Annotated in this window: 22 protein-coding genes and 1 tRNA gene; 15 read left to right on the forward strand and 8 right to left on the reverse strand. The window is 60.7% G+C overall.

The window, feature by feature from the left end; genetic code table 11:
• Positions 1-71 precede the first annotated feature (71 nt).
• A complete protein-coding gene (locus C9422_RS15360) occupies positions 72-377 on the forward strand; it encodes a YkgJ family cysteine cluster protein (protein ID WP_116581213.1) in 306 nt (101 codons plus the stop codon).
• Between the two features lie 130 nt (positions 378-507).
• Here C9422_RS15360 and C9422_RS15365 read toward each other — a convergent pair whose 3' ends face one another.
• The 6 genes from C9422_RS15365 to hemA all read right to left on the reverse strand — a co-directional run bounded on the left by C9422_RS15365 (position 508) and on the right by hemA (position 5,882).
• On the reverse strand, positions 508-1,026 hold the full coding sequence (locus tag C9422_RS15365) for an acyloxyacyl hydrolase (RefSeq protein ID WP_116581214.1): 519 nt from the start codon (positions 1,024-1,026) through the stop codon (positions 508-510).
• A gap of 123 nt (positions 1,027-1,149) precedes the next feature.
• Positions 1,150-1,941 carry a glutamate racemase gene (gene murI, locus C9422_RS15370; protein WP_116581215.1) on the reverse strand — a complete coding sequence of 264 codons (792 nt, stop codon included), beginning with the start codon at positions 1,939-1,941 and terminating at the stop codon, positions 1,150-1,152.
• On the reverse strand, positions 1,934-2,689 hold the full coding sequence (locus tag C9422_RS15375; RefSeq protein ID WP_116581216.1) for a molybdopterin-synthase adenylyltransferase MoeB: 756 nt from the start codon (positions 2,687-2,689) through the stop codon (positions 1,934-1,936). The genes murI and C9422_RS15375 overlap by 8 nt, the downstream gene beginning before the upstream one ends.
• Positions 2,683-3,513: a peptide chain release factor N(5)-glutamine methyltransferase gene (gene prmC / locus C9422_RS15380; RefSeq protein ID WP_116581217.1), complete on the reverse strand. Its 831-nt coding sequence runs from the start codon at positions 3,511-3,513 to the stop codon at positions 2,683-2,685. Before prmC ends, C9422_RS15375 begins: the two co-directional genes overlap by 7 nt.
• On the reverse strand, positions 3,514-4,596 hold the full coding sequence (gene prfA, locus C9422_RS15385) for a peptide chain release factor 1 (RefSeq protein ID WP_007973879.1): 1,083 nt from the start codon (positions 4,594-4,596) through the stop codon (positions 3,514-3,516).
• Positions 4,593-5,882, reverse strand: coding sequence for a glutamyl-tRNA reductase (gene hemA, locus C9422_RS15390; protein ID WP_007973881.1), 1,290 nt, complete (start codon positions 5,880-5,882; stop codon positions 4,593-4,595). Before hemA ends, prfA begins: the two co-directional genes overlap by 4 nt.
• 309 nt (positions 5,883-6,191) lie before the next feature.
• Between hemA and C9422_RS15395 the strand changes: the two genes are divergently transcribed.
• From C9422_RS15395 to ychF, 8 genes are all read left to right on the forward strand, one after another.
• Positions 6,192-7,916, forward strand: a complete 1,725-nt coding sequence (locus tag C9422_RS15395) for a tetratricopeptide repeat protein (protein ID WP_116581218.1) — start codon at positions 6,192-6,194, stop codon at positions 7,914-7,916.
• Between the two features lie 4 nt (positions 7,917-7,920).
• Positions 7,921-8,538 carry a lipoprotein insertase outer membrane protein LolB gene (lolB, locus tag C9422_RS15400; protein ID WP_007973886.1) on the forward strand — a complete coding sequence of 206 codons (618 nt, stop codon included), beginning with the start codon at positions 7,921-7,923 and terminating at the stop codon, positions 8,536-8,538.
• Between the two features lies 1 nt (position 8,539).
• Positions 8,540-9,391, forward strand: a complete 852-nt coding sequence (ispE, locus tag C9422_RS15405; protein WP_116581219.1) for a 4-(cytidine 5'-diphospho)-2-C-methyl-D-erythritol kinase — start codon at positions 8,540-8,542, stop codon at positions 9,389-9,391.
• Positions 9,392-9,427: 36 nt separating this feature from the next.
• Positions 9,428-9,502 (forward strand) — tRNA-Gln (locus C9422_RS15410).
• A gap of 46 nt (positions 9,503-9,548) precedes the next feature.
• Positions 9,549-10,490: a ribose-phosphate pyrophosphokinase gene (locus tag C9422_RS15415; RefSeq protein WP_003171603.1), complete on the forward strand. Its 942-nt coding sequence runs from the start codon at positions 9,549-9,551 to the stop codon at positions 10,488-10,490.
• Between the two features lie 142 nt (positions 10,491-10,632).
• On the forward strand, positions 10,633-11,232 hold the full coding sequence (locus C9422_RS15420) for a 50S ribosomal protein L25/general stress protein Ctc (RefSeq protein WP_007973891.1): 600 nt from the start codon (positions 10,633-10,635) through the stop codon (positions 11,230-11,232).
• A gap of 169 nt (positions 11,233-11,401) precedes the next feature.
• Complete coding sequence (pth, locus tag C9422_RS15425; protein WP_007973893.1) at positions 11,402-11,986, forward strand: aminoacyl-tRNA hydrolase; 585 nt, start codon at positions 11,402-11,404, stop codon at positions 11,984-11,986.
• 22 nt (positions 11,987-12,008) lie between these two features.
• Entirely contained in the window at positions 12,009-13,109 is a 1,101-nt protein-coding gene (ychF, locus tag C9422_RS15430; protein WP_096509090.1) for a redox-regulated ATPase YchF, read from the forward strand.
• Positions 13,110-13,280: 171 nt separating this feature from the next.
• Here ychF and C9422_RS15440 read toward each other — a convergent pair whose 3' ends face one another.
• Positions 13,281-14,498, reverse strand: a complete 1,218-nt coding sequence (locus C9422_RS15440; protein WP_116581220.1) for an MFS transporter — start codon at positions 14,496-14,498, stop codon at positions 13,281-13,283.
• Between the two features lie 855 nt (positions 14,499-15,353).
• On the opposite strand from C9422_RS15440, the gene C9422_RS15445 reads away from it, so the two are divergent.
• Complete coding sequence (locus tag C9422_RS15445) at positions 15,354-16,889, forward strand: methyl-accepting chemotaxis protein (protein ID WP_371924765.1); 1,536 nt, start codon at positions 15,354-15,356, stop codon at positions 16,887-16,889.
• Between the two features lie 15 nt (positions 16,890-16,904).
• On the opposite strand, the gene C9422_RS15450 is transcribed toward C9422_RS15445, so the two are convergent.
• Positions 16,905-17,810 (reverse strand): LysR substrate-binding domain-containing protein, encoded by a 906-nt coding sequence (locus C9422_RS15450; RefSeq protein ID WP_116581222.1) that lies wholly within the window; start codon positions 17,808-17,810, stop codon positions 16,905-16,907.
• Between the two features lie 225 nt (positions 17,811-18,035).
• On the opposite strand from C9422_RS15450, the gene C9422_RS15455 reads away from it, so the two are divergent.
• The 5 genes from C9422_RS15455 to C9422_RS15475 are packed head-to-tail and all read left to right on the forward strand — an operon-like array spanning position 18,036 to position 23,485.
• A complete protein-coding gene (locus C9422_RS15455) occupies positions 18,036-19,154 on the forward strand; it encodes an ABC transporter ATP-binding protein (protein WP_116581223.1) in 1,119 nt (372 codons plus the stop codon).
• A gap of 15 nt (positions 19,155-19,169) precedes the next feature.
• Complete coding sequence (locus C9422_RS15460) at positions 19,170-20,090, forward strand: ABC transporter permease (protein ID WP_102701515.1); 921 nt, start codon at positions 19,170-19,172, stop codon at positions 20,088-20,090.
• Positions 20,090-20,896: an ABC transporter permease gene (locus tag C9422_RS15465; protein WP_007981818.1), complete on the forward strand. Its 807-nt coding sequence runs from the start codon at positions 20,090-20,092 to the stop codon at positions 20,894-20,896. Before C9422_RS15460 ends, C9422_RS15465 begins: the two co-directional genes overlap by 1 nt.
• A 27-nt stretch (positions 20,897-20,923) precedes the next feature.
• Positions 20,924-21,970: an extracellular solute-binding protein gene (locus C9422_RS15470; protein ID WP_116581224.1), complete on the forward strand. Its 1,047-nt coding sequence runs from the start codon at positions 20,924-20,926 to the stop codon at positions 21,968-21,970.
• Positions 21,971-22,030: 60 nt separating this feature from the next.
• Positions 22,031-23,485: an amidase gene (locus tag C9422_RS15475; RefSeq protein WP_116581225.1), complete on the forward strand. Its 1,455-nt coding sequence runs from the start codon at positions 22,031-22,033 to the stop codon at positions 23,483-23,485.
• The last annotated feature ends 46 nt before the right edge of the window (positions 23,486-23,531 follow it).

The following is a 23,531-nucleotide window of genomic DNA, read 5'->3' on the forward strand; positions in this document are numbered from 1 at the left end:
GGACGCGCCGATACCCGGGCGTCCGTCAGACCTTTCACACAGTACCGGGTGACTGCCTTACACTGCGCGCCATGAAAACCATCCCCCATACGCAAATCGCGGAACCCGCGGTCACGTGCTCGACCTGCGCAGCCTGTTGCTGCCAGCTCGAAGTCATGCTGATCACCGACACGGGTGTGCCTGAACGGTTCATCGATACCGATGACTGGGGCGGGGAAGTCATGCTGCGTCTGGACGACGGCTGGTGTGCCGCCCTGGATCGCAACACGATGATGTGCACCATCTACGAAAAACGTCCGCTGATCTGCCGGGAGTTCGAGATGGGCGCACCGGAGTGCATCGACGAACGCCTGGAGATTTCGACGGCGTATCGCTAATTTGAAGTTGTCCCAATACCAATGTGGGAGCGGGCTTGCTCGCGAAAGCGTCAGGTCAGTCGATCAAAGTGTCGACTGTTCCACTGCTTTCGCGAGCAAGCCCGCTCCCACATGGGTGTGTATTAAGCAGTTACAACGGCATCGTGTAATGCAATGCGTAACTTTCTACACCATCGTTCGGAGTGGTAATCCCGGCGTTGGAATAGTGCGTCGCACGAACCCCGACTTCATGTCCGCCGGCAAAGCGCAAACCGAATCCAAAGCGGTCTTCAAACTGGAAGGCGCTGCCCAGATCGTTGCTTTCGACTTCGGTACTGGCAAACGCCGCCACGCCTACCCCGAACTCGACGTAGGGTTTGACGTTCTGGCCGGAAAATTCATAAACCAGCACAGGCGAGAACGACAGGCTGTGGTTACTGGATTTCTCGTCACCTTCCCAATAGGTGTACGCGCCGCTCCAGTAACCGGTCAGGCGACCCACGTCGCTCTGCCACCAACTCTGGTCCCAATCGAATTGCATGCCCAGCCGATACGTCATGGTCGAATCGCTGGTCTGACCAACCGCGAACTCCACACCTGCCGCCTGCGCAGTCAAGGTGTGCCCCATTAATGCGGCCGCAATCGCGGCCAAGCAGAATAGTCGCTTCACTAGAAACTTCCTTTTCCGAACGATTTCGTATGAATTTTTTGTTGCCTGGCCCAGCAAAACTATAGAAGTCAGCGATTTATCAGAAGTTCACCCCGATTTCTTCGTACTCCCCCAGACAGCCTTCTACCAGTTGAAGCTTCGCACAACGCCAGAGGTATTCCACAGTATTGGCAAGATATTTCTGAAATGAAGCGGATCGGCGCTGGTCCAGAACTGCGCTTCACGGGCAGGCCCGGCGGCGAGCAGTTCGCGTTCGGCCAAAAGCCGCTGGAGTTGCCGCGCGACGGCAGCACCGGTATCGATCAGGCTGATGTCCGCGGGGATCATCTGCCGGAGCATCGGCTTGAGAAAGGGGTAATGGGTGCAGCCGAGAATCAGGGTGTCCGCGCCAGCCGCCAGCAGTGGCTCGACATACCCGGCCAACAGCTCACGCAGCTCGGCGCTATGCAGGTCGCCGTTTTCAATCAGTTCCACCAGCCCGGGACAGGGCTGGGTGATCACTTTCACGTCCGTGGCGAAGCGGTCGAGCAATGCGGCGAACTTGGCGCTCTGCAAGGTGCCGGTGGTGGCCAGCACCCCGACCACGCCGGAGCGGGTTGCGGCGGCGGCCGGCTTGACGGCCGGCTCCATGCCGACGATGGGCCATTCGGGATAGTCGCGACGCAAGTCGGCGACGCCGGCCACCGTTGCCGTGTTGCAGGCCAGCACCAGGGCCTTGGCGCCCTGCTGCTGAAAGAAGTCGGCCATCACGCTGCAACGCTGCTGGATAAATGCCGGAGTTTTCTCGCCATAGGGAACATTGCCGCAATCGGCGACGTACATCAGCGTCTCGTTGGGCAGCAAGCGCTGGATCTCGGCCAGCACCGAGAGCCCACCGACACCGGAGTCGAACACGCCAATCGGCGCTTCACGCATGTTTCGACCCACAGACGCTACAGCCCGGATCACGCTTGACCCGCAATTCGCGAAAGCGCGTGCCCAAGGCATCGATCAGCAACAGGCGCCCCACCAGTGGCTCACCGAATCCGGCCAGCAACTTCAGCGCTTCAAGCGCTTGCAGGCTGCCGACCAGCCCGACCAGCGGACCGACCACGCCGGCCTCGCTGCAAGTCAGTTCGGCTTCGCTGCCGTGCCCGTACAAACAGTGGTAGCACGGACTCTCGGGCCGACGCGGATCGAACACCGACAGTTGGCCTTCGAGGCGAATCGCCGCACCGCTGACCAGCGGTTTGCCGGCGGCCACGCACGCGGCATTGACCGCTTCACGGGTGGTAAAATTGTCCGAGCAATCGAGGACCAGATCCACCCCGGCCACCACGGCGGCCAGGGAATCTTCGTCCAACGCCGCGCGATGGGCGACCAACCGGATCTCGGGGTTGATCGCCGTCAGGCGCTTGATCGCTGAATCGACCTTGCCCATGCCGATGCTATCGGTGTCGTGAATGATCTGGCGTTGCAGGTTGGTCAGGTCGACCGTGTCGAAGTCCGCCAGGTGCATCTCGCCAATGCCGGCGGCCGCCAGATACAGCGCCACTGGCGCGCCAAGGCCGCCCAGTCCGACGATCAATACGCGGCTGTCCTTGAGCCGCAACTGGCCGTCGATATCGATGTGTTGCAGCAGAATCTGCCGACTGTAACGCAGCAACTCCTGATCATTCAGCACGGCAGGCGCCCCAGACTGATGCGTTGATGACCGCCCAGATCGGTGCGGCTGTGGACTTCTTCAAAACCGCGGGTCAACAGCAGGTCGCGGACCGCCTCGGCCTGATCGTAACCGTGTTCGAGCATCAGCCAGCCACCCGTTTCAAGGTGATCCGGCGCCTGGGCGACGATCAGACGCAGATCGTCGAGCCCGTCGACACCGGCCACCAGGGCACTGGCCGGTTCAAAGCGCACATCGCCCTCGACCAGATGCGGATCGGCCGCTGCAATGTAGGGCGGATTGCTGATGATCAGCTGAAAACGCTGACCTTCCAGGGCGCTGAACCAATGGCTACTCAGCACCTTGGCGTTGTTCAGGTGCAAACGCTGGCGATTGCGTTCGGCCAGGGCGACGGCTTCCAGCACGCGATCCACGGCCGTGACGCTCCAGGCCGGACGCTCGCTGGCCAACGCCAGGGCAATCGCGCCGCTGCCGGTACCGAGGTCGAGCACCTTGGCCGGTGTGGCCGGCAACAATTCCAGCGCAGCCTCCACCAGCAGTTCGGTGTCCGGGCGCGGGATCAGCGTGTGCGGTGCCACTTCCAGGTCCAGCTTCCAGAAACCTTGCTGGCCGAGGATATAGGCCACCGGCTCGCCGCTGCGGCGGCGCTGCAAATATTCGGCGAACGTCAGCGCCGCTTCGCTCGGCACGATGCGTTCCGGCCAGGTGTGCAGGAAGCTGCGGGACTTGCCCAACGCCGCCGCCAGCAGCAATTCGGCATCCAGACGCGCCGTCGGCGAGTCGGGTAGATCAGCGGCACGCAACAAACTGGCGATGATCGTCATTTACTCACCTATCGCTGCCAGTTGATCGGCCTGGTACTCGGCCAGCAGCGGCTCGATCACCGCCTCGACGCCGCCGGCGAGGATCTCGTCGAGGGAATACAAGGTCAGGTTGACCCGGTGGTCAGTGACCCGGCCCTGGGCAAAATTGTAGGTGCGGATGCGCTCGGAGCGATCACCGGAACCCACCAGCAGCTTGCGTTCGCTGGCAATGGCGTTGGCCGCGGCGGAGGTCTGCTGATCGTTCAGCTTGGCCGACAACCAGGACATCGCCCGGGCGCGGTTCTTGTGCTGCGAACGTTCTTCCTGGCACTCGACCACGATGCCGGACGGCAAGTGAGTGATGCGGATCGCCGAGTCGGTCTTGTTGACGTGCTGGCCACCGGCGCCGGAGGAGCGATAGGTATCGATGCGCAGGTCGGCCGGGTTGATCTCGATGGCTTCCTGTTCGTCCGGCTCGGGCAATACCGCCACGGTGCAGGCCGACGTGTGGATGCGCCCCTGGGATTCGGTCGCCGGAACCCGCTGCACGCGGTGCGCACCGGATTCGAACTTGAGTTTGCCGTAGACGTTGTCGCCCTCGACCCGGGCAATCACCTCTTTATAGCCGCCGTGTTCACCCTCGTTTTCCGAGAGGATCTCCACCCGCCAGCCACGACGCTCGGCGTAACGCGAATACATGCGGAACAGGTCGCCAGAGAAAATCGCCGCCTCGTCGCCGCCGGTGCCGGCACGGATTTCGAGGAACACGTTGCGCCCGTCGTTCGGGTCCTTGGGCAGCAGCATGCGCTGCAGGTCGGCTTCGAGCGTGACCAGGCGCTCCTTGGCCTCGCGGACTTCTTCCACGGCCATTTCACGCATGTCCGGGTCGCTGTCCTTGAGCAGAGCCTGGGCGCCCTCAAGGTCATCCTGCACTTTCAGCAGTTCTTTATAGGTGCCCACGATCGGTTCAACTTCCGCGTACTCCTTGGAATAGGTACGGAACTTGTTCTGATCGGAAATGACCTCGCCGTCGCCCAGCAGGGCAGTCAATTCCTCGAAACGGTCCTGGAGAATATCCAGCTTATTGAGCAGTGACGCTTTCATTGCGGTTTTTTATCCGAAAAGCTATCCGATGAGCCCTCACCGAGGGCAAAGAGTTCCTGGGCCATCGCCAGCGCGTCCAGGCGACCTTCGGCAGAGAGCTTTTTCAACTGCACGCTCGGTGCGTGCAAGAGTTTGTTGGTCAGCCCGCGAGCCAATTGCACCAGCACCTCTTCGGCGCTGCTGCCGTTGGCCAGCATGCGCTGGGCCTTTTGCAATTCTTCGTCGCGCAGGCGTTCGCTCTGTTGACGATAGGCCTTGAGCACGTCCACCGCCGCCAATTCACGCAGGCGGACCATGAAGTCTTCGGCGCCGACCGAGACCATCTCTTCGGCGGCCTGGGCAGCGCCCTGGCGGCTCTTGAGGTTCTCGGCGACCACTTCGTGAAGATCGTCGACGCTATAGAGGTAAACGTCGTCCAACTCGCCGACTTCGGGTTCGATATCGCGGGGAACGGCGATATCCACCATGAAAATGGGTTTGTGCTTGCGCAGTTTCAAGGCGCTTTCCACTGCGCCCTTGCCCAGGATCGGCAACTGGCTGGCGGTGGAACTGATGACGATATCGCTGCGCACCAGCTCTGCCGGAATATCCGACAGCAACACCGCATGGGCGCCGAACTGTTCGGCAAGAATACTGGCGCGCTCCAGGGTACGGTTGGCGACCACGATGCGCTTTACCCCCAGGTCATGCAGATGGCGGGCGACCAGGGTGATGGTCTCGCCGGCGCCGATCAACAAGGCCTGGCTGCGTTGCAGGTCACTGAAAATCTGCTTGGCCAGGCTCACCGCGGCAAATGCTACCGACACCGGGTTCTCGCCGATGGCCGTGTCGGTGCGCACCTGCTTGGCCGCGTTGAACGTGGCCTGGAACAGCCGCCCGAGCAATGGCCCGATGGTGCCCGCCTCGCGAGCCACGGCATAGGCCGATTTCATCTGGCCGAGAATCTGCGGCTCGCCCAACACCAGCGAGTCGAGCCCGGAGGCCACCCGCATCATGTGACGAACTGCCGCATCATCTTCATGCACATAGGCGCTTTCGCGCAGCTCGTCGTAGCTCAAATGATGGTATTCGGCCAGCCAGCGCAGCACGACATCCGCCGACAGGTGATCCTGTTCTATATAGAGTTCACTGCGATTGCAGGTGGAGAGGATCGCAGCTTCGCGGCTGTCGGTGAGTCGGCAGAGCTGCTGCAAGGCCTCAACCAGCTGCTCAGGGGTAAAAGCCACGCGCTCGCGGACGTCTACTGAAGCAGTCTTGTGGTTAATACCGAGTGCAAGGAAGGCCATTCAAAGTCGCTGATGGTGACGTGAAGCCGGCAATTGTCCTACTTCGACGGAATCAGAACAACCACTCGATATCTATCGCGCCGATGGGACGCCCCGGCTTGCGAGCCATTCTCGTTCCCGACCTGTAGGAGCTGCCGCAGGCTGCGATCTTTTGACTTTGTTTTTCAAGATCAAAAGATCGCAGCCTGCGGCAGCTCCTACAGGGGCATCGCGCAAGTCCCGGGATTGGGTAAATTGGCGGGCCGGTTATGTTTGGCCTAAAGCTTGTGTCATGATGATCCGACCGCAGGTTAGTCGTCCTCTTCCTATATGAATAGATCTTCCGCGTTGCTCCTCGCTTTTGTCTTCCTCAGCGGCTGCCAGGCCTTGGCACCCGTTTCGTCGGACGGTACGCCGCCGGTTGAAGACAGCACCCCGGCCCCTGAAAAGCCGAAGGTCTACAGCTCCTTCAGCGAGGAAACCGTCTTCAGCCTGTTGAGCGCCGAACTGGCTGGCCAGCGCAATCGTTTCGACATTGCCCTGGACAACTATGTGACCCAGGCCATCAACACCCAGGATCCGGGCATCTCGGAGCGGGCATTCCGTATCGCCGAATACCTGGGCGCCGATCAGGCTGCCCTGGACACTGCGCTGATCTGGGCGAAAAACGCTCCCGACGACCTCGAAGCGCAACGCGCCGCCGCCGTGCAACTGGCCCGCGCCGGGCGTTATGACGACTCCATGGTCTATATGGAGAAAGTCCTGCAAGGCAAGGGCGACACTCATTTCGACTTCCTGGCGCTGTCGGCGGCCGACACCGACCAGGACACACGCAACGGCCTGATGAAAAGCTTCGACCGCTTGCTGCAACGCCATCCGAACAACAGCCAGCTGATTTTCGGCAAGGCACTGCTGATGCAACAGGATGGCGACGCCAAAGGCGCACTGAAACTGCTGGAAGAAAATCCGCCGGACGACGGCGAAATTGCTCCGATCCTGCTGCGCGCACGCCTGCTGCAAACCCTCGATCGCGGTGACGAGGCCTTGCCGCTGCTGCAGAAAAGCATCAAGAAATACCCGGACGACAAGCGCCTGCGCCTGACTTATGCGCGGATGCTGGTTGAACAGGACCGCATGGACGACGCCAAGGCCGAGTTCTCCAGCCTGGTTCAGCAATACCCGGAAGACGACGAGCTGCGATACTCCCTGGCACTGGTCTGCCTGGAAGCCAAGGCCTGGAACGAGGCCAAGGGTTATCTTGAAGACCTGATCGCCCGGGACAGCCACGTCGACTCGGCGCACCTGAACCTCGGCCGCATCGCCGAAGAACAAAACGACCCGCAAGGCGCATTGATCGAGTACGCCAAGGTTGGCCCGGGCAACGATTTCCTGCCGGCGCAATTGCGTCAGGCCGACATCCTGATAGACAACGGCAGGACCGCCGAAGCGCAGAGAAAGCTGGCGGCAGAGCGCGACGAGCAGCCGGATTACGCGATCCAGCTGTATCTGATCGAAGCCGAAACCCTGTCCGCCAACAATCAGGGCGACAAGGCCTGGAGCGTTCTGCATCAAGCCTTGCAGCAATACCCGGACGATTTGAACCTGCTCTACACCCGTGCCATGCAGGCGGAAAAACGCAATGACCTGGCGCAGATGGAAAAAGACCTGCGCACGATCATCAAGCGTGACCCGGACAACGCCATGGCATTGAACGCCCTCGGTTACACCCTGTCCGACCGCACCACGCGCTACGCCGAAGCCAAGGCCCTGATCGAACAGGCGCACCAGATCAGTCCGGAAGACCCGGCGGTACTCGACAGCCTTGGCTGGGTGAATTACCGCCTGGGCAATCTCGACGAAGCCGAGCGCCTGCTGCGCCAGGCCCTGGAACGCTTCCCCGACCAGGAAGTCGCCGCACACCTGGGCGAAGTCCTGTGGGCCAACGGCAAACAGCGCGAGGCCAGACAAGTCTGGGGCAAATTCCTCAAGGAACAGCCTGACAGCCCGACTCTGCGTGGCACCATCAAACGCCTGACCGGATCAGAGACTCTTTAAGATTATGTTTTTGCGCCATTTCATCGTTTTCAGCTTTATCGCCCTGCTCGCCGGTTGCGCAGGCCTGGGTCCCCGCGAATCGGTCGAGGGTCATGGCAACGCCGCCCAATGGCGCGAGCACAAACAGCAACTGACCGGCCTCGACGGCTGGCAGATCGACGGCAAGATCGGCATCCGTGCGCCGAAAGACTCGGGCAGCGGCACGCTGTTCTGGCTGCAGCGCCAGGATTACTACGACATTCGCCTGTCCGGGCCACTGGGCCGCGGTGCGGCTCGCCTGACCGGACGTCCGGGCAAGGTGTCGCTGGAAGTCGCCAACCAGGGACGCTACGACGCGCCGAATCCGGAAGTGCTGCTCGAAGAACAGCTGGGCTGGAAGCTGCCGGTGTCCAATCTGGCCTGGTGGGTGCGCGGGCTCCCGTCTCCGGACAGCAAAAGTCACCTGACCCTGGATGCCGACAGTCGCCTGGCCAACCTCGAGCAGGATGGCTGGCAGGTCGAATACACCGACTACACCCAGCAAAACGGTTACTGGCTGCCCGAGCGCATCAAGCTGCATGGCACCGACCTTGACGTCACCCTGGTGATCAAGGCCTGGCAGCCACGCAAACTGGGGTCATGACATGCCAGCCAATCGCCTGACTTTGCCGTCCCCGGCCAAACTCAATTTGATGCTGCACATTCTCGGTCGCCGCGAAGACGGCTACCACGAACTGCAAACGATGTTTCAGTTTCTCGATTACGGCGACGAAATCACCTACGCCTTGCGCGATGACGGTGCCATTCAACTGCACACCGAATTTGCCGGCGTACCCCACGACAGCAACCTGATCGTCAAGGCCGCGAAAAAACTCCAGGAGCAATCCGGTTGTTCGCTGGGCGTCGATATCTGGATCGAAAAGATCCTGCCCATGGGCGGCGGCATTGGCGGCGGCAGTTCGAATGCCGCCACGACTTTGCTCGGCCTCAATCACCTGTGGCAATTGGGCTGGGATGAAGATCGCCTGGCTGGCCTGGGATTGACGCTGGGCGCCGACGTCCCGGTTTTCGTTCGTGGTCATGCGGCTTTCGCCGAGGGCGTGGGGGAGAAACTGACCCCTGTCGACCCCGAAGAACCGTGGTATCTGGTGCTGGTGCCGCAAGTCTCTGTAAGTACGGCAGAAATTTTTTCAGATCCGTTGTTGACACGTAACACTCCTCCCATTAAAGTGCGCCCCGTTCCCAAGGGAAACAGTCGAAATGACTGCTTGCCGGTGGTAACAAGGCGTTATCCAGAGGTACGTAACGCTTTGAATTTGTTAGGTAAATTTACCGAAGCAAAACTCACCGGAACTGGAAGTTGTGTGTTTGGGGGCTTCCCAAGCAAAGCTGAAGCTGATAAAGTCTCGGCCCTTCTGACAGAGACCCTTACAGGTTTTGTAGCAAAAGGAAGCAACGTTTCGATGTTGCATCGCAAGCTTCAAAGTCTGCTCTAAAGGAACCGATTACCGGGTAATCGTTGCAACAGATACAGGGGCGTCGCCAAGCGGTAAGGCAGCAGGTTTTGATCCTGCCATGCGTTGGTTCGAATCCAGCCGCCCCTGCCATTTTCCTATACTCATCCAGGTTACCCTCAGCCTTCAGGTACTGCGCGTGTCCAAGATGATGGTCTTTACGGGGAACGCTAACCCCGATCTGGCTCGGCGTGTCGTACGTCAGCTGCATATCCCTCTCGGTGACATCTCTGTCGGTAAATTCTCCGACGGCGAAATTACAGCCGAGATCAATGAAAACGTCCGCGGTAAAGACGTCTTCATTATTCAGCCGACTTGCGCTCCGACCAACGATAACCTGATGGAACTGGTAGTGATGGCTGATGCCTTCCGCCGCTCCTCGGCTACTCGTATCACTGCTGTTATTCCTTACTTTGGTTATGCCCGTCAGGATCGCCGTCCGCGTTCCGCACGTGTGGCTATCAGCGCGAAAGTCGTGGCTGACATGCTTACCGTAGTCGGCATCGACCGTGTTCTCACGGTTGATCTGCATGCTGACCAAATCCAGGGTTTCTTCGATATTCCGGTAGATAACATCTACGGCTCCCCGGTTCTGGTGGATGACATCGAAGATCAGCGCTTCGAAAACCTGATGATCGTGTCCCCGGACATTGGCGGCGTCGTGCGTGCACGTGCCGTTGCCAAATCCCTGGGCGTGGATCTCGGGATCATCGACAAACGCCGTGAGAAAGCCAATCACTCTGAAGTGATGCATATCATCGGTGATGTCGAAGGGCGTACCTGTATTCTGGTCGATGACATGGTCGATACCGCCGGCACCCTGTGCCACGCGGCCAAGGCCCTGAAAGAGCATGGCGCTGCCAAGGTTTTCGCCTACTGCACGCACCCTGTGCTGTCGGGTCGGGCAATCGAGAACATTGAAAATTCCGTGCTGGACGAGCTGGTGGTGACCAACACCATTCCGCTGTCCGCTGCAGCACAAGCCTGTGCGCGTATCCGCCAACTGGATATCGCACCGGTAGTTGCCGAGGCGGTCCGCCGCATCAGCAATGAAGAATCGATCAGCGCGATGTTCCGCTAAGGGCCCTGCCCTTCTCGAAATGTCTCGTTGACGAAAAGCGCCCCGCCCCGGCATTCCTGTCGGGGCGGGGCTTTTTTGCCCATATCGCCTTTAGCGCTGGTCGCAAACGCTGGGGCGAGTGTGGTTATTTTGGAGATACAACATGAACGATTTTACTCTGAATGCTGAAGTGCGTTCCGACCTGGGGAAAGGTGCGAGCCGCCGCCTGCGTCGTCTCGCAAGCCTGGTTCCAGCTGTAGTTTACGGTGGCGACAAAGCCCCTGAATCCATCAGCATGCTGGCCAAAGAAGTTGCCAAACTGCTCGAAAACGAAGCGGCTTACAGCCACATCATCGAGCTGAACGTTGGTGGCACCAAGCAGAACGTCGTGATCAAAGCCCTGCAGCGTCACCCGGCCAAAGGCCACGTGATGCACGCTGACTTCGTACGCGTAGTCGCTGGCCAGAAACTGACCGCGATCGTTCCAGTGCACTTCATCAACGAAGAAGCACCGACCAAGAAAGGCGGCGAAATCTCGCACGTTGTTGCCGAGATCGAAGTTTCCTGCCTGCCGAAAGATCTGCCTGAGTTCATCGAAGTCGACCTGGCTAACGCTGAAATCGGTTCGATCATTCACCTGTCGGACCTCAAGGCGCCTAAAGGCGTTGAGTTCGTGGCCCTGGCACACGGCGATGACAAGGCTGTTGCCAACGTCCACGCTCCACGTGTTGCTCCAGAAGCTGCAGAAGGCGCTGCAGAGTAATTTACTCTGCGCTGCCGGAGTGACCGGAAACATCGCGGACTAGAGCATAGCGAGAAAGCGGGCGAGAACGCGGAGTTTACATCATGGTAAATGAGCAATTTTCGTCCACTTTCGCCGCTTTCCCTGATTGCGGCGATGTTATCCACCACTCCAATGAAGGGCCCCTATCGTGACTGCCATCAAACTGATCGTTGGCCTGGGAAATCCAGGCGCTGAATACGAACAGACCCGGCATAACGCAGGGGCCCTTTTTGTTGAGCGCATCGCGAACGCACAAGGCGTGAACCTTGTGGCGGACCGCAAATATTTCGGCCTGACCGGGCGCTATTCGCACCAGGGTCAGGATGTTCGTCTGCTGATTCCCACCACGTACATGAACCGCAGCGGCCAGGCCGTGGCGGCACTCGCCGGTTTCTTCCGCATCAAGCCCGAAGAAATCCTCGTGGCGCACGACGAACTCGACCTGCCTCCGGGCGTTGCCAAGCTCAAAGTAGGCGGCGGCCACGGCGGTCACAACGGGTTGCGCGACATCATTGCGCAACTGGGCAATCAGAATACCTTTCACCGCTTGCGGCTTGGCATTGGCCACCCGGGCGTTGCCAGTATGGTTTCAAATTTCGTCCTGGGTCGTGCGCCACGCGCCGAACAGGAAAAACTCGATGCCAGCATCGACTTTGCCCTCGGCGTGCTGCCGGATATCCTCGCCGGGGAATGGAACCGCGCGATGAAAAACCTGCACAGCCAGAAGGCCTGACTCACTCCTCGGGGAAAACACCATGGGATTCAATTGCGGCATCGTCGGTCTGCCTAACGTCGGCAAGTCCACCCTGTTCAACGCCCTGACCAAATCCGGGATCGCGGCCGAGAACTTCCCCTTCTGCACCATCGAACCGAACAGCGGTATCGTGCCGATGCCGGATCCGCGTCTGGAAGCCCTGGCGGCCATCGTCAATCCAAAGCGCATCCTGCCGACCACCATGGAATTCGTCGACATCGCGGGCCTGGTGGCCGGCGCGTCGAAAGGTGAAGGCCTGGGCAACAAGTTTTTGGCCAACATCCGTGAAACCGATGCCATCGCCCACGTGGTCCGCTGCTTCGAAGACGAGAACGTGATTCACGTCTCCAACAGCGTCGACCCGAAACGCGACATCGAAATCATCGACCTGGAACTGATCTTCGCCGACCTCGACAGCTGCGAAAAGCAACTGCAGAAAGTCGCGCGCAATGCCAAGGGTGGTGACAAGGACGCCGTGGTCCAGAAAGGTCTGCTGGAGCAATTGATCGCTCACTTCACCGAAGGCAAGCCGGCGCGCAGCCTGATGAAGAACATGGGCACCGACGAAAAAGCGGTGATCAAGGGCTTCCACCTGCTGACCACCAAGCCGGTCATGTACATCGCCAACGTCGCTGAAGACGGTTTCGAGAACAACCCGCACCTGGACGTGGTCAAGGCCATCGCCGAAGAAGAAGGCGCCGTGGTTGTACCGGTGTGCAACAAGATCGAAGCGGAAATCGCCGAGCTCGATGACGGTGAAGAGAAAGACATGTTCCTCGAAGCCCTGGGCCTCGAAGAGCCTGGCCTGAACCGCGTGATCCGCGCCGGCTACGAAATGCTGCACCTGCAGACCTACTTCACCGCCGGTGTCGAAGAAGTCCGCGCCTGGACCGTGCGCGTCGGTGCTACCGCACCACAAGCCGCTGGTGTGATCCACACCGACTTCGAGAAAGGCTTCATCCGCGCCGAAGTGATCGCCTACAACGACTTCATCCAGTACAAGGGCGAAGCCGGTACCAAGGAAGCCGGTAAATGGCGTCTGGAAGGCAAGGACTACATCGTCAAGGACGGCGACGTGATGCACTTCCGCTTCAACGTATAAGCCACACGCCCAAGAAAAAGCCGCGTTTGATACGCGGCTTTTTTTGTGCCTTGTTTTTGCTTTTCTGTGGGAGCGAGCTTGCTCGCGATAGCGGTGTGTCAGCCAACAAAGATACTGACTGACACTCCGTCATCGCGAGCAAGCTCGCTCCCACAGGGGATTTGTGCTGGATCAGGACTTTTTCGTACGCGGCAGGAAGATCGCCAACCCCCCCAGCAACGGCAGGAATGAACACAGGTAATACACGTACTCGATGCCGTGAATATCCGCCAGGTGCCCCAGCAACGCTGCGCCTATCCCGCCGAAACCGAACATCAAACCGAAGAACACCCCGGCGATCATCCCGACATTGCCCGGCACCAGTTCCTGGGCGTACACGACGATGGCCGAGAACGCCGAGGCGAGGATGAAGCCGATGACGACGCTCAGGATGCTGGTCCAGAACAGGTCGACATGGGGCAGCAACAAGGTGAACGGTGCAACGCCGAGGATCGAGAACCAGATCACTGCCTTACGCCCGATCCTGTCGCCGATCGGCCCGCCAAAGAACGTCCCCGCCGCTACCGCACCGAGGAACAGGAACAGGTGCAACTGAGAACTGGCGACCGACAGGTCGAACTTCTCGATCAGGTAGAAGGTGAAATAGCTGGTGAGGCTGGCCATGTAGAAATACTTGGAGAACACCAGCAACCCGAGCACCACCAGCGCGCTGGTCACTCGGCCCTTGGACAGGCCGTGAGTCGCTGCCTGACCCTGCTTGAGCTTGAACAGGTTCAAGTGGTTGGCGTACCAGCGGCTGATCCGGTACAGCACGAACAACGCAAACACCGCGAACAGGCCGAACCAGGCCACGTGCCCTTGGCCGTAGGGAATGATGATCGCTGCCGCCAGTAACGGGCCGAACGCCGAGCCTGCGTTACCGCCGACCTGGAAGGTCGATTGCGCCAGCCCGAAGCGCCCGCCCGAAGCCAGTCGCGCCACGCGAGACGCTTCGGGGTGGAAGGTCGAAGAACCGATGCCGATCAAGCCCGCCGCCAGCAAAATCAGCGGGAAGCTGCCGACCACCGACATCATCAGAATGCCGACCAGGGTGCAAACCGTACCCGCCGGCAGCAGCCACGGTTTGGGGTGGCGATCGGTGTAGTAACCCACCCACGGCTGCAACAGCGAGGCCGTCAACTGGAATGTCAGGGTGATCAGGCCGACCTGAGTGAAGCTCAGGCCATAGCTGGCCTTGAGCATCGGGTAGATCGACGGCAGCACCGACTGGATCAAGTCGTTGATCAAATGCGCCAGCGCCACCGCGCCGATGATGCGCATCACCAGGGGACTGCTTTGGGGCGTAGCGGACGCCGGCACTGAGCCGGTCTGGGCGTTGCTGATAGCCATGGGAATTTCCAGACAACAGGAGATACAAACGGGCAAGTGCGTCAATGTGCCATTTTTCAGTGCGGCAACGCCATCCCCTTAGCCTGCTAACGACCTCGATTTTCATCGCCACAACATTGATGGCGCAACGCCATGGTCTGAATCTTGCCTTCTTTGTCGGCTTGAACGCGGCTTCCTTACAAAGGAGACCGACAATGGGAAGTTTCGCCACAGAGTCAGCCTACAGAGCGGACAAGGGTGAACTTTCGAGGCCTTTTTAGAGGGCACGAGTCGGCGGTGCAACAACCTCCGACGCACGCCAATGGTGCGTGGTGTCCATAGGAGTCTTGGGGCATGCAGGCTTTTTTATCACCCGGGATCGGGTTGCTGGGGCGTTTTGGCTTTGCGCGCAAATTCCAGCTGTTGTTTCTGCTGTTTATCCTGCCGCTGGCCGGCAGCCTGTGGATGATCGGCCAGGACTATCGCGACAAACTCAGCCTGATTTCCGGCGAACGTGCCGGGGTGCGGCAACTGCTGGCCCTTGATGCACTGGATGACCTGCTCGCCGCCCAGCGCGATCGCGCCGCCCGCTGGCGCGCAACGGAAACCAATCGCCAGCCGACACCCGCCACCCTCGCCGCGATGGCCGCCTTCGATGCGGTCCAACCCGCCGTCAGCCAGGCCACCGTCGAGTTGGGCAATGCCCTGCAAAAAGAAGCTGCCGAGAGCGAAACACTGAGCCGTTATCAGGCCCTGCAAACCGCCCTTGATGGCCTCGACTCGAAAAGCCTGAGCAGCGTCGGCTGGTGGCCGGATGGCTACGATCGCTTCACCAACGCCCTGAGCGCCCTGCAAGCCTTGCGCGAGCAGATCGCCATGGACAATCGCCTGACACTGGCACCGTGGCTGGAGACTTATCTGCTGACGCAGATCTCCACCCAACATGCACCCGACCTGATCGAACGAGTCGGTCGCCTGGCGGCGGTGGGCCAGGCGTCGGTCGTGTCCGGGCAGTTCACCCTGCAAAGCCGCCTGCAATTGCGCGACTTGCGCAGCCGCATCGGCGATGCACGAGAGCAGCTTGTGAAAACGGCGGGTCTGCTCGAAGCGCGCTTGCCCAGCGCCCTGCAAACCTGGGCCGGGCAATACCATGACAGCCTCAAGCGCCTGGACTCAGGCCTGAAGGTGCTGGATGACGGCGTGTTCGGCGGCAGCATCAACCTCAAGCCAGAGGACTTCGAACGCAGTCTTGACGCCCTGCTCTCTGACCTCGCCTCGTTGCGCCAGCAGTCGCTGGTGTCGCTGGATCAACGCCTGGATTACTACCACGGCTCGGCGATCCGCCAGTTCATTGTGGTGGCCGCCGTGTTCGGCTGCCTGCTGTTGGCTGCGCTGTATCTGTTCATCTGCTTGCAGGCTTCGATCCGCCGCAGCGCCAGCGGCATCACGGTGCTGGCCGAGGCCTTGCGCGATGGCAATCTGAGCCTGCAAGTACCGGTTCAGGGACGGGACGAGCTGGCGGTCATCAGCACCGCGCTGAACGTCGCCGTGGTGCAACTGCGCACCAGCCTGCAAGGCGTGGATCACGAAACCCTGCAACTGAGCCACGCGGTGCAATCCCTCAACCATCATTCCAGTGACGCCTTGGGCGAAGTCGAAGCCCAGCAGTTGCAGATCAGTCAGATTGCTGCGGCGGCGACGCAACTGGCCGCCACCTCACAAGGGGTCGCCCACAGTTGCGAACAGGCGTCCGGCAGCGCCCAGCACACCCGGCGCATTGCCGCCGACAGCAGCCGCGACAGCCAGCGCACCACCGCGAGCATCCAGCAGCTCAATCAACGCCTGAACGAAACTGCCGCGGCACTGGGCCGGGTCAGCGAGCAAGGACAGCAGATTCAACTGGTGGTCGATACCATTCGCGGCGTCGCCGAGCAGACCAACCTGTTGGCACTCAACGCCGCCATCGAGGCGGCGCGGGCGGGCGAACAAGGGCGTGGCTTTGCGGTAGTGGCCGATGAAGTACGCAGCCTGTCGCAGCGCACTCAATCGTCGACCGCACAGATTGCCGGCACGGTCGACAGCCTGCGTCACACCGTGAATGAGGCCGTCAACCTGATGGAGGCTGCGTGCACTCAGGCAGAGAGTGATGCACACGCAGTCACCGGCCTTGGCGAACGGCTCGGGGAAATCGCCAGTGCGGTGCAGAGTGTCACCGATACCCTGGCGCACATCGCCACGGCGGTGGAAGAGCAGGCCAGTACTGCCGACGAGGTCAGCGGTAATATCCAGCAGGTCGATCAGGCAGCGCTGCGTTTGCTCGAAGGTGCCCGCGCGGTGAACCAGGCAGCGGACACCCTGAGTCAGGGCAGCAAAGCGTTAAGCGACAACACCGGGCGCTTCCGCTTGAGTTGAATCCGGCAGCCCTGCTCAGGCGCGAATCACCGCTTGCGGGAAGTCCTGCTCCAGCTCGGTCTTGAGCCAGTCGATAAACCACGCTACATCCGCCGAGAGCTCGGCGGACGGCGTCAGCACCCGATAGCTTTCCAGCTTCACTTGCGCGTCCACCACCCGCACCAGCTTGCCGGTACGGAGTTCTTCACGCACCAGCACTTCGTTGGCCAGCGCAATGCCCTGCCCGCTCTCGGCCACCGACAGCGCGTGGTCGTTGTTGACGTAGAGCATGTCCGAATTGAGGTGGATGTCGAGGTCGTTGGCGGCGAACCACAGGTTCCACCACTCGCCGTCATCGACGTGGATCAGGTCGTGTTTCACCAGGTCCGCGGGGCTGCCGATGGGCTCGACGCTGGCCAGATACTCGGGGGAGCAGATCGGAAACACCCGAGGACAGATCAGGCTGGTGCGGGAGTGGGCATACTGGCCGTCCACCCCGTAGACGATGCCCAGGTCAGCGCTTTTGCCATCCACTTCGGTGAAGGTCGAATTGGGTTCGATGGCGAATTTCAAACCCGGGCGCAGGTGACGCATGGCCTCGATGCGCGGCATCAGCCAGCGCTTGGCGAACCCCGGCACCACCATGATGCGCAGCCAGCGCTCGGCGTGTTTGGGTTGCGCCTCTTTTCCGGCTTCGATGATCAGCTGCAAGGCAGCGGTGATCTTGCGGTGGTACTTCTGCCCCGCCACCGTCAGGTTGACCCCGCGAGAGGTGCGCTCGAACAGTTGGACGCCCAGCCAGTCTTCCAGCAACTTCACGTGGCGGCCGATGGCAGGCTGGGTCACGTGCAGGGCTTTCGAAGCTTCGACATAGCTGCCCAAGCGCGCCGCGGCATCAAAGGCACGCACCGCGTTGAGGGGTGGCAAACGCTGGTCAGGCATGGTTCTGAACGCCCTCTGCTGTTAAATTTTTTAACAGCCCCTATGTTAAAATTGAAGTTTCGCCCCCGCAACCCCTCACTGATAATCCAGCCACAGCAAAACAAAAAAACAGCTGGTTACAACACTCGAACGCAATCTCGATCCTGCCCAGAAAAATAATATCCATGGTCCGACGGCCCGGCTGACTACAGCACTCGCGGACGATGGGGGAATCGGAGGTAACGCATGAATGCCCTGCATTCGCTGCAAACGCTGGCGGTGTCCATCCGCTCAGTGCGTAAGGTCTACGGCGATCCAAAGACTGGCCCGGTGGCGCTCAAAAGCATCGACCTGGACATTCGCGACAACGAGTTCTTCACCCTCCTCGGCCCTTCGGGCTGCGGCAAGACCACGCTCCTGCGGATGATCGCCGGGTTCGAATTCCCTACCGAAGGCGAGATTCTGCTCTACGGCGAAAACATCGCCGACCGCCCGCCATTCCAGCGCCCGGTCAACACGGTGTTCCAGCATTACGCGCTGTTCCCGCACATGACCATCGCCGAGAACCTGGCCTTCGGTCTTGAATCCCACCCGATGGGCAAGATCCTGAACAAAACGCAGATGGCCGAACGGGTGCGCGAGATGCTCGCCCTGGTGCAGATGGAGCGCTTTGCCAACCGCAAGCCGGCGCAACTGTCCGGCGGTCAGCAGCAGCGCGTCGCCCTCGCTCGTGCCTTGGCGCCGCATCCCAAAGTCTTGCTGCTCGACGAACCGCTCTCGGCCCTCGATCTCAAGCTGCGCCAGGCCATGCGCGAAGAGCTGAAAACCATTCAGGCGCGCACCGGCATCACCTTCATCTTCGTCACCCACGACCAGGAAGAAGCGCTGACCATGTCCGACCGCATCGCCGTGTTGTCCGAAGGCGAAGTGCAGCAGGTCGGTCGTCCGGAAGACATCTACGAACGCCCGCGCAATCGCTTTGTCGCCGACTTCATCGGTGAAACCAACTTCATCGAAGGCACGGTCACCCGCGTCGAAGACGGCCTGGCCTGGTTCGCCGGCCCGGCCGGTCATCCGCTGCCCGCACAGCCGTGCAGCGATGTGCGAGTCGGCGCCAACGTCGCACTGTCCGTGCGCCCCGAGCGTTTGCATCTGGTACCTGCCAGCACGGACAACGCTCTGCCGTGTCGGATCGAAGCACAGATCTACCTCGGTACCGACCTGCAATATCAAGTGAGCCTGAGCGACGGTTCGCGCCTCACCGTGCGCACCCCCAACTGCGTCGACCAGAGCAAACGCTTCGCCGTCGGCAGCCAGGCCGGTCTGTTGTTCGACCAGGGCAGCGCCAGCGTCCTGCACGATTGAGCACGAGGAATTGCCATGCACGCATTACCGATTGCCAACACGCTGGAACGTCGGCGGGCCTTCCAGAGTTTTCTCGGTGTCAGCCCCGCGCTGATTGCCATCGGCCTGTTTCTGATCGTGCCGATCCTGATCGTCATCGGATACTCGCTGATGGAAGCCAACCCCTACGGCGGGGTGAACAAGGTCTTCAGCAGCGACGCCTACACCTCGCTGCTGTTCGAGCGACAACTGGATGACAGCCTGGCGTTTGCCGACTCCTACCTGATCATCGCCCTGCGTTCCATCGGCATCGCCGGACTGACCACGCTCATCACCCTGTTGATCGGCTTTCCGGTCGCCGTGTGGCTGGCCATGCAGCCGGCGCATCGCCGCGGCCTGCTGATCTTCCTGATCACCGTGCCGTTCTGGGCCAACCTGTTGATCCGCACCTACGCCTGGATTCTGCTGCTGCGCAACACCGGGGTGATCAACAACAGCCTGATGGGGCTCGGGGTCATCGACCAGCCGTTGCAACTGCTCTACACCGACGGCGCGGTGCTGCTGGGGCTGGTCTACACCTATGCGCCCTTCGTCGTGCTGCCGATCTACGCCACGCTGGAGAAGATGGATACCCGCCTGCTCGAGGCCGCTCAGGACCTCTATGCAGGACGCGTGCGGACCTTGCGCAAAGTGGTGTTGCCGATCGCCAAACCGGGAATCATCGCTGGCGCCATCCTCACCTTCGTGCCTTGCCTGGGCGCGATGATCGCCCCAGAACTGCTCGGCGGCGGCACGCGGATGATGCTCGGCAACCTGATTTTCCGGCAGTTCAGCGATGCCCGTAACTGGCCGTTCGGCGCAGCGCTTTCGCTGGTGCTGATGGCCGCGGTGATGTTGGTACTGACGGTCTACGCCCTGCGTGCCGAACGCCAGCGCATCGCCAAGGGAGGTGCGTGATGATCGGCCTGTTCAAACGCAATACGCTGGGTGTGCAGGACTTCCCCGGCTTCGGCGGATTCAGTTTCCTGTTCTACCTGTACCTGTACGCGCCGATCGTCGTGCTGGTGGTGTTCTCGTTCAACGCCAACCAGTCGGCCACGGTGTGGACCGGCTTCAGCCTCGACTGGTATCGCGCGGCCTTCGCCAACCAGGCCCTGCGCCAGGCGGCGGGCAACAGCCTGTTGATCGCGGTCTGCGCCAGCATGGTCGCCACGGCCATCGCCACCCTCGCCGCCCTCGGCACATCTCGGGGTGCCAAGTTCAAAGGCCTGCAATTGTCCATGGGCGCAATCATGCTGCCTCTGGTACTGCCGGAAATCGTGGTCGGCGTCGCCACCCTGGCGCTGTTCTCCACCATCGGCCTGTCCCTGGGCTACGGCAACCTGATCATCGCGCACACGGTGTTCTGTATTCCGTTTGCCTTTCTGCCGATCCGCGCCCGCCTGAACGACATGGACCTGTCCCTGGAACAGGCCTCGGCCGACCTCTACGCCGGCCCGTGGCGAACCTTTCGCAAGGTCACGTTGCCGCTGCTGATGCCGGGGATTTTCTCCGGGCTGATGCTGGCCTTCATCGTCTCGCTGGATAACTTCGTGATCTCGATGATGGTCTCCCAGGCCGGCACCACCACCTTGCCGATCTTCATCTTCGGCCTGTTGCGCATGGGCGTGACACCCGACGTCAACGCCGTGTCGACCCTGATCCTGGGCGTCTCGGTGCTGTTCGTGACCCTTTCCTATCTGCTGGGCAAAAAGAAATCCTGAACCTTCTACGTACTGTGGGGAAATAGCATGAGCAAGTGGATTAAAAGCATCGGCGCCTCGTTGTTCCTGACCTTGCCGCTGACCATGGCCGGCAGTGTTCAGGCCGCGGAAAAACTCAACGTGGTGAGCTGGAGCGGTTACTTTTCGCCGGAAATTCTCGCCAAATTCCAGAAGCAGACCGGCATTGAAGTCACCGTCGACTCCTACGACTCCAACGAAACCCTGCTGGCCAAATTGAAACAGGGCGGCGCCGGTTATGACGTGGCGATCCCTTCCCACCAGTTCATTCCGATCCTGATCAAGGAAAAACTGCTGGAACGTTTCGATCCGGTCAACGAGCCTTACTACGCCGGCGTCGTCGATAATCTGAAAAAGCCGACCTGGGACCCGGAAGGCGCCTATTCCGTACCGTTCATCTGGGGCACCACCAGCGTGGTGATCAATACCGAGCGCTACAAAGGCCCTGCCGACAGCCTCAAGGTGCTTTACGAGCCACCGGCCGAGCTGCAAGGGCGAATCAACATGTTCGACTCGGTCAGTGACGTGGTGGACATGGCCAGCCTGTACCTGAACATTCCACTGTGCAGTGAAGATCCGAAGCAGATGCAGCAGATCCTGACCCTGCTCAAGGCGCAGAAACCCTTCGTCAAAACCTACAGTTCCAAGGCTGGCTCGATCCGCGAAAACCTCGCCTCGGGTGAAATCGACATGTCGACCTTCTGGGGCGGCTCGTCGATGCGCGCCCGGGAAATGAAACCGAGCCTGAAATACCTGTACCCGAAAGAAGGCGTACTGGCCTGGGTCGACAACATGGTCATCCCGACCGGCAGCAAGAACCCGGCGAACGCCAAGGCATTCATCGCGTTCCTCAGCCAGCCTGAAAACGCGGCGATGACCCAGAACTTCCTCAAGCACCAGAGCCCGATCAAGGGTGTGGAGCCGTTCCTCGACGCTGGCCTCAAGGACGCGCCGGAACTGCACATTCCCGAAGGCACACCGGTGGTGTTCAGCAAGACCTGCGGCGAAGGCGCGATCCGCCTGGCCGACCGTCTCTGGACCAACCTGATGCGTTGATCTCCACCGCCCCGACGCAAAGGCGGGGCGTTTTTCCAGCCGTCTGAAAGGCCGCTTGCAATGAACTCCAATAACATCAGCGAACTGGTCCTGTTGCAGGCCCATGAGCTCGCCGAACGCATCCGCCTGCGCCAGGTTTCCTGCCGGGAAGTGATGCAGACTTATCTTGCCCATATCGAACGCTTCAATCCGCAGGTCAATGCGCTGGTGAGCCTGCAAGCGCCTGAGGACCTGCTGGCCCAGGCGGATGTCCGTGATGCCGAGCTGGCCCGCGGTCAATACCGTGGCTGGATGCACGGCCTGCCCCATGCCATCAAGGATCTGTCCCTGACGCGCGGCATCCGCACCACCCTGGGCTCGCCGCTGTACAAGGACTTCATTCCCGAACGCGACGGCATCATGGTCGAGCGGATCAAGGGCGCCGGCGCGATCATCATCGGCAAGAGCAACACCCCGGAATTCGGCCTTGGCTCGCAAAGCTATAACCCGCTGTTCGGCGCGACCGGTTGCGCCTACGACCCGAGCAAGACCGCTGGCGGCAGTAGCGGTGGCGCAGCGGCGGCACTGGCCATGCACCTGGTGCCGGTGGCCGATGGCAGCGACATGATGGGTTCGCTGCGCAATCCGGCCGCGTTCAACAACATCTTCGGTTTCCGTCCGTCCCAGGGCCGCGTGCCCTTCGATGACAGTGCCGACCTGTTTATCGACCAACTCGGTTACGAAGGCCCCATGGCGCGCAGCGTGCGCGATGCCGCGTTGCTGTTGTCGGTACAGGCCGGGGCCGATGCGCGGGCGCCACTGTCGATTGCCGAGTCCGGCAGTGCCTTTGCGGCGCCGCTGGATCGCGATTTCAAAGGTACTCGCCTGGGCTGGCTCGGCGACTTCAACGGCTACCTGCCTATGGAAAAAGGCATCCTCTCGCTGTGCGAAAAGGCCTTTGCCGACTTCGAAAGCCTGGGCTGCCACATTGAACCGGTTCAATCCGAATTCGCGCCAGAGAAGCTGTGGAGCAGTTGGCGAACCTTGCGCCACTGGATGGTCGCCGGCTCATTGGGCGCGACCTATGCCGACCCGCAAAAGCGTGCGCTGTTGAAACCGGAAGCCTGCTGGGAAGTGGAAAACGGCCTGAAACTCTCGGCCAGCGAAGTGTTTGCCGCGTCCGTGACGCGCAGCGACTGGTATCGGGTGATCTCCAGGCTGTTCGAACAATATGACTATCTGCTGTTGCCCAGCGCCCAGGTCTTCCCGTTCGACAAGACCCAAGCGTGGCCCGCTTCCATTGAAGGCGTAAGCATGGACACCTATCACCGCTGGATGGAGGTGGTGATTCCCGGCACCTTGTCCGGCTGCCCGGTGGCCAACGTACAGGTCGGCTTCAACGCCAGCGGCCTGCCGATGGGCCTGCAAATCATCGGCAGACACCAGGCCGACTTCGCTGTACTGCAATTGGCGCACGCGTACGAACAGGCCAGTCGCTGGTTCCAGCGCTGCCCTTCGCCACTGCTTGGAAGGTAGATTTTGATAAACGGTTGAAAGCGCAGAGAAATATTTTAGATTTATG

This window comes from Pseudomonas sp. B1(2018) (assembly GCF_003097365.1).
In the GTDB taxonomy this organism is placed as follows: Bacteria; Pseudomonadota; Gammaproteobacteria; order Pseudomonadales; family Pseudomonadaceae; genus Aquipseudomonas; species Aquipseudomonas laurylsulfatiphila.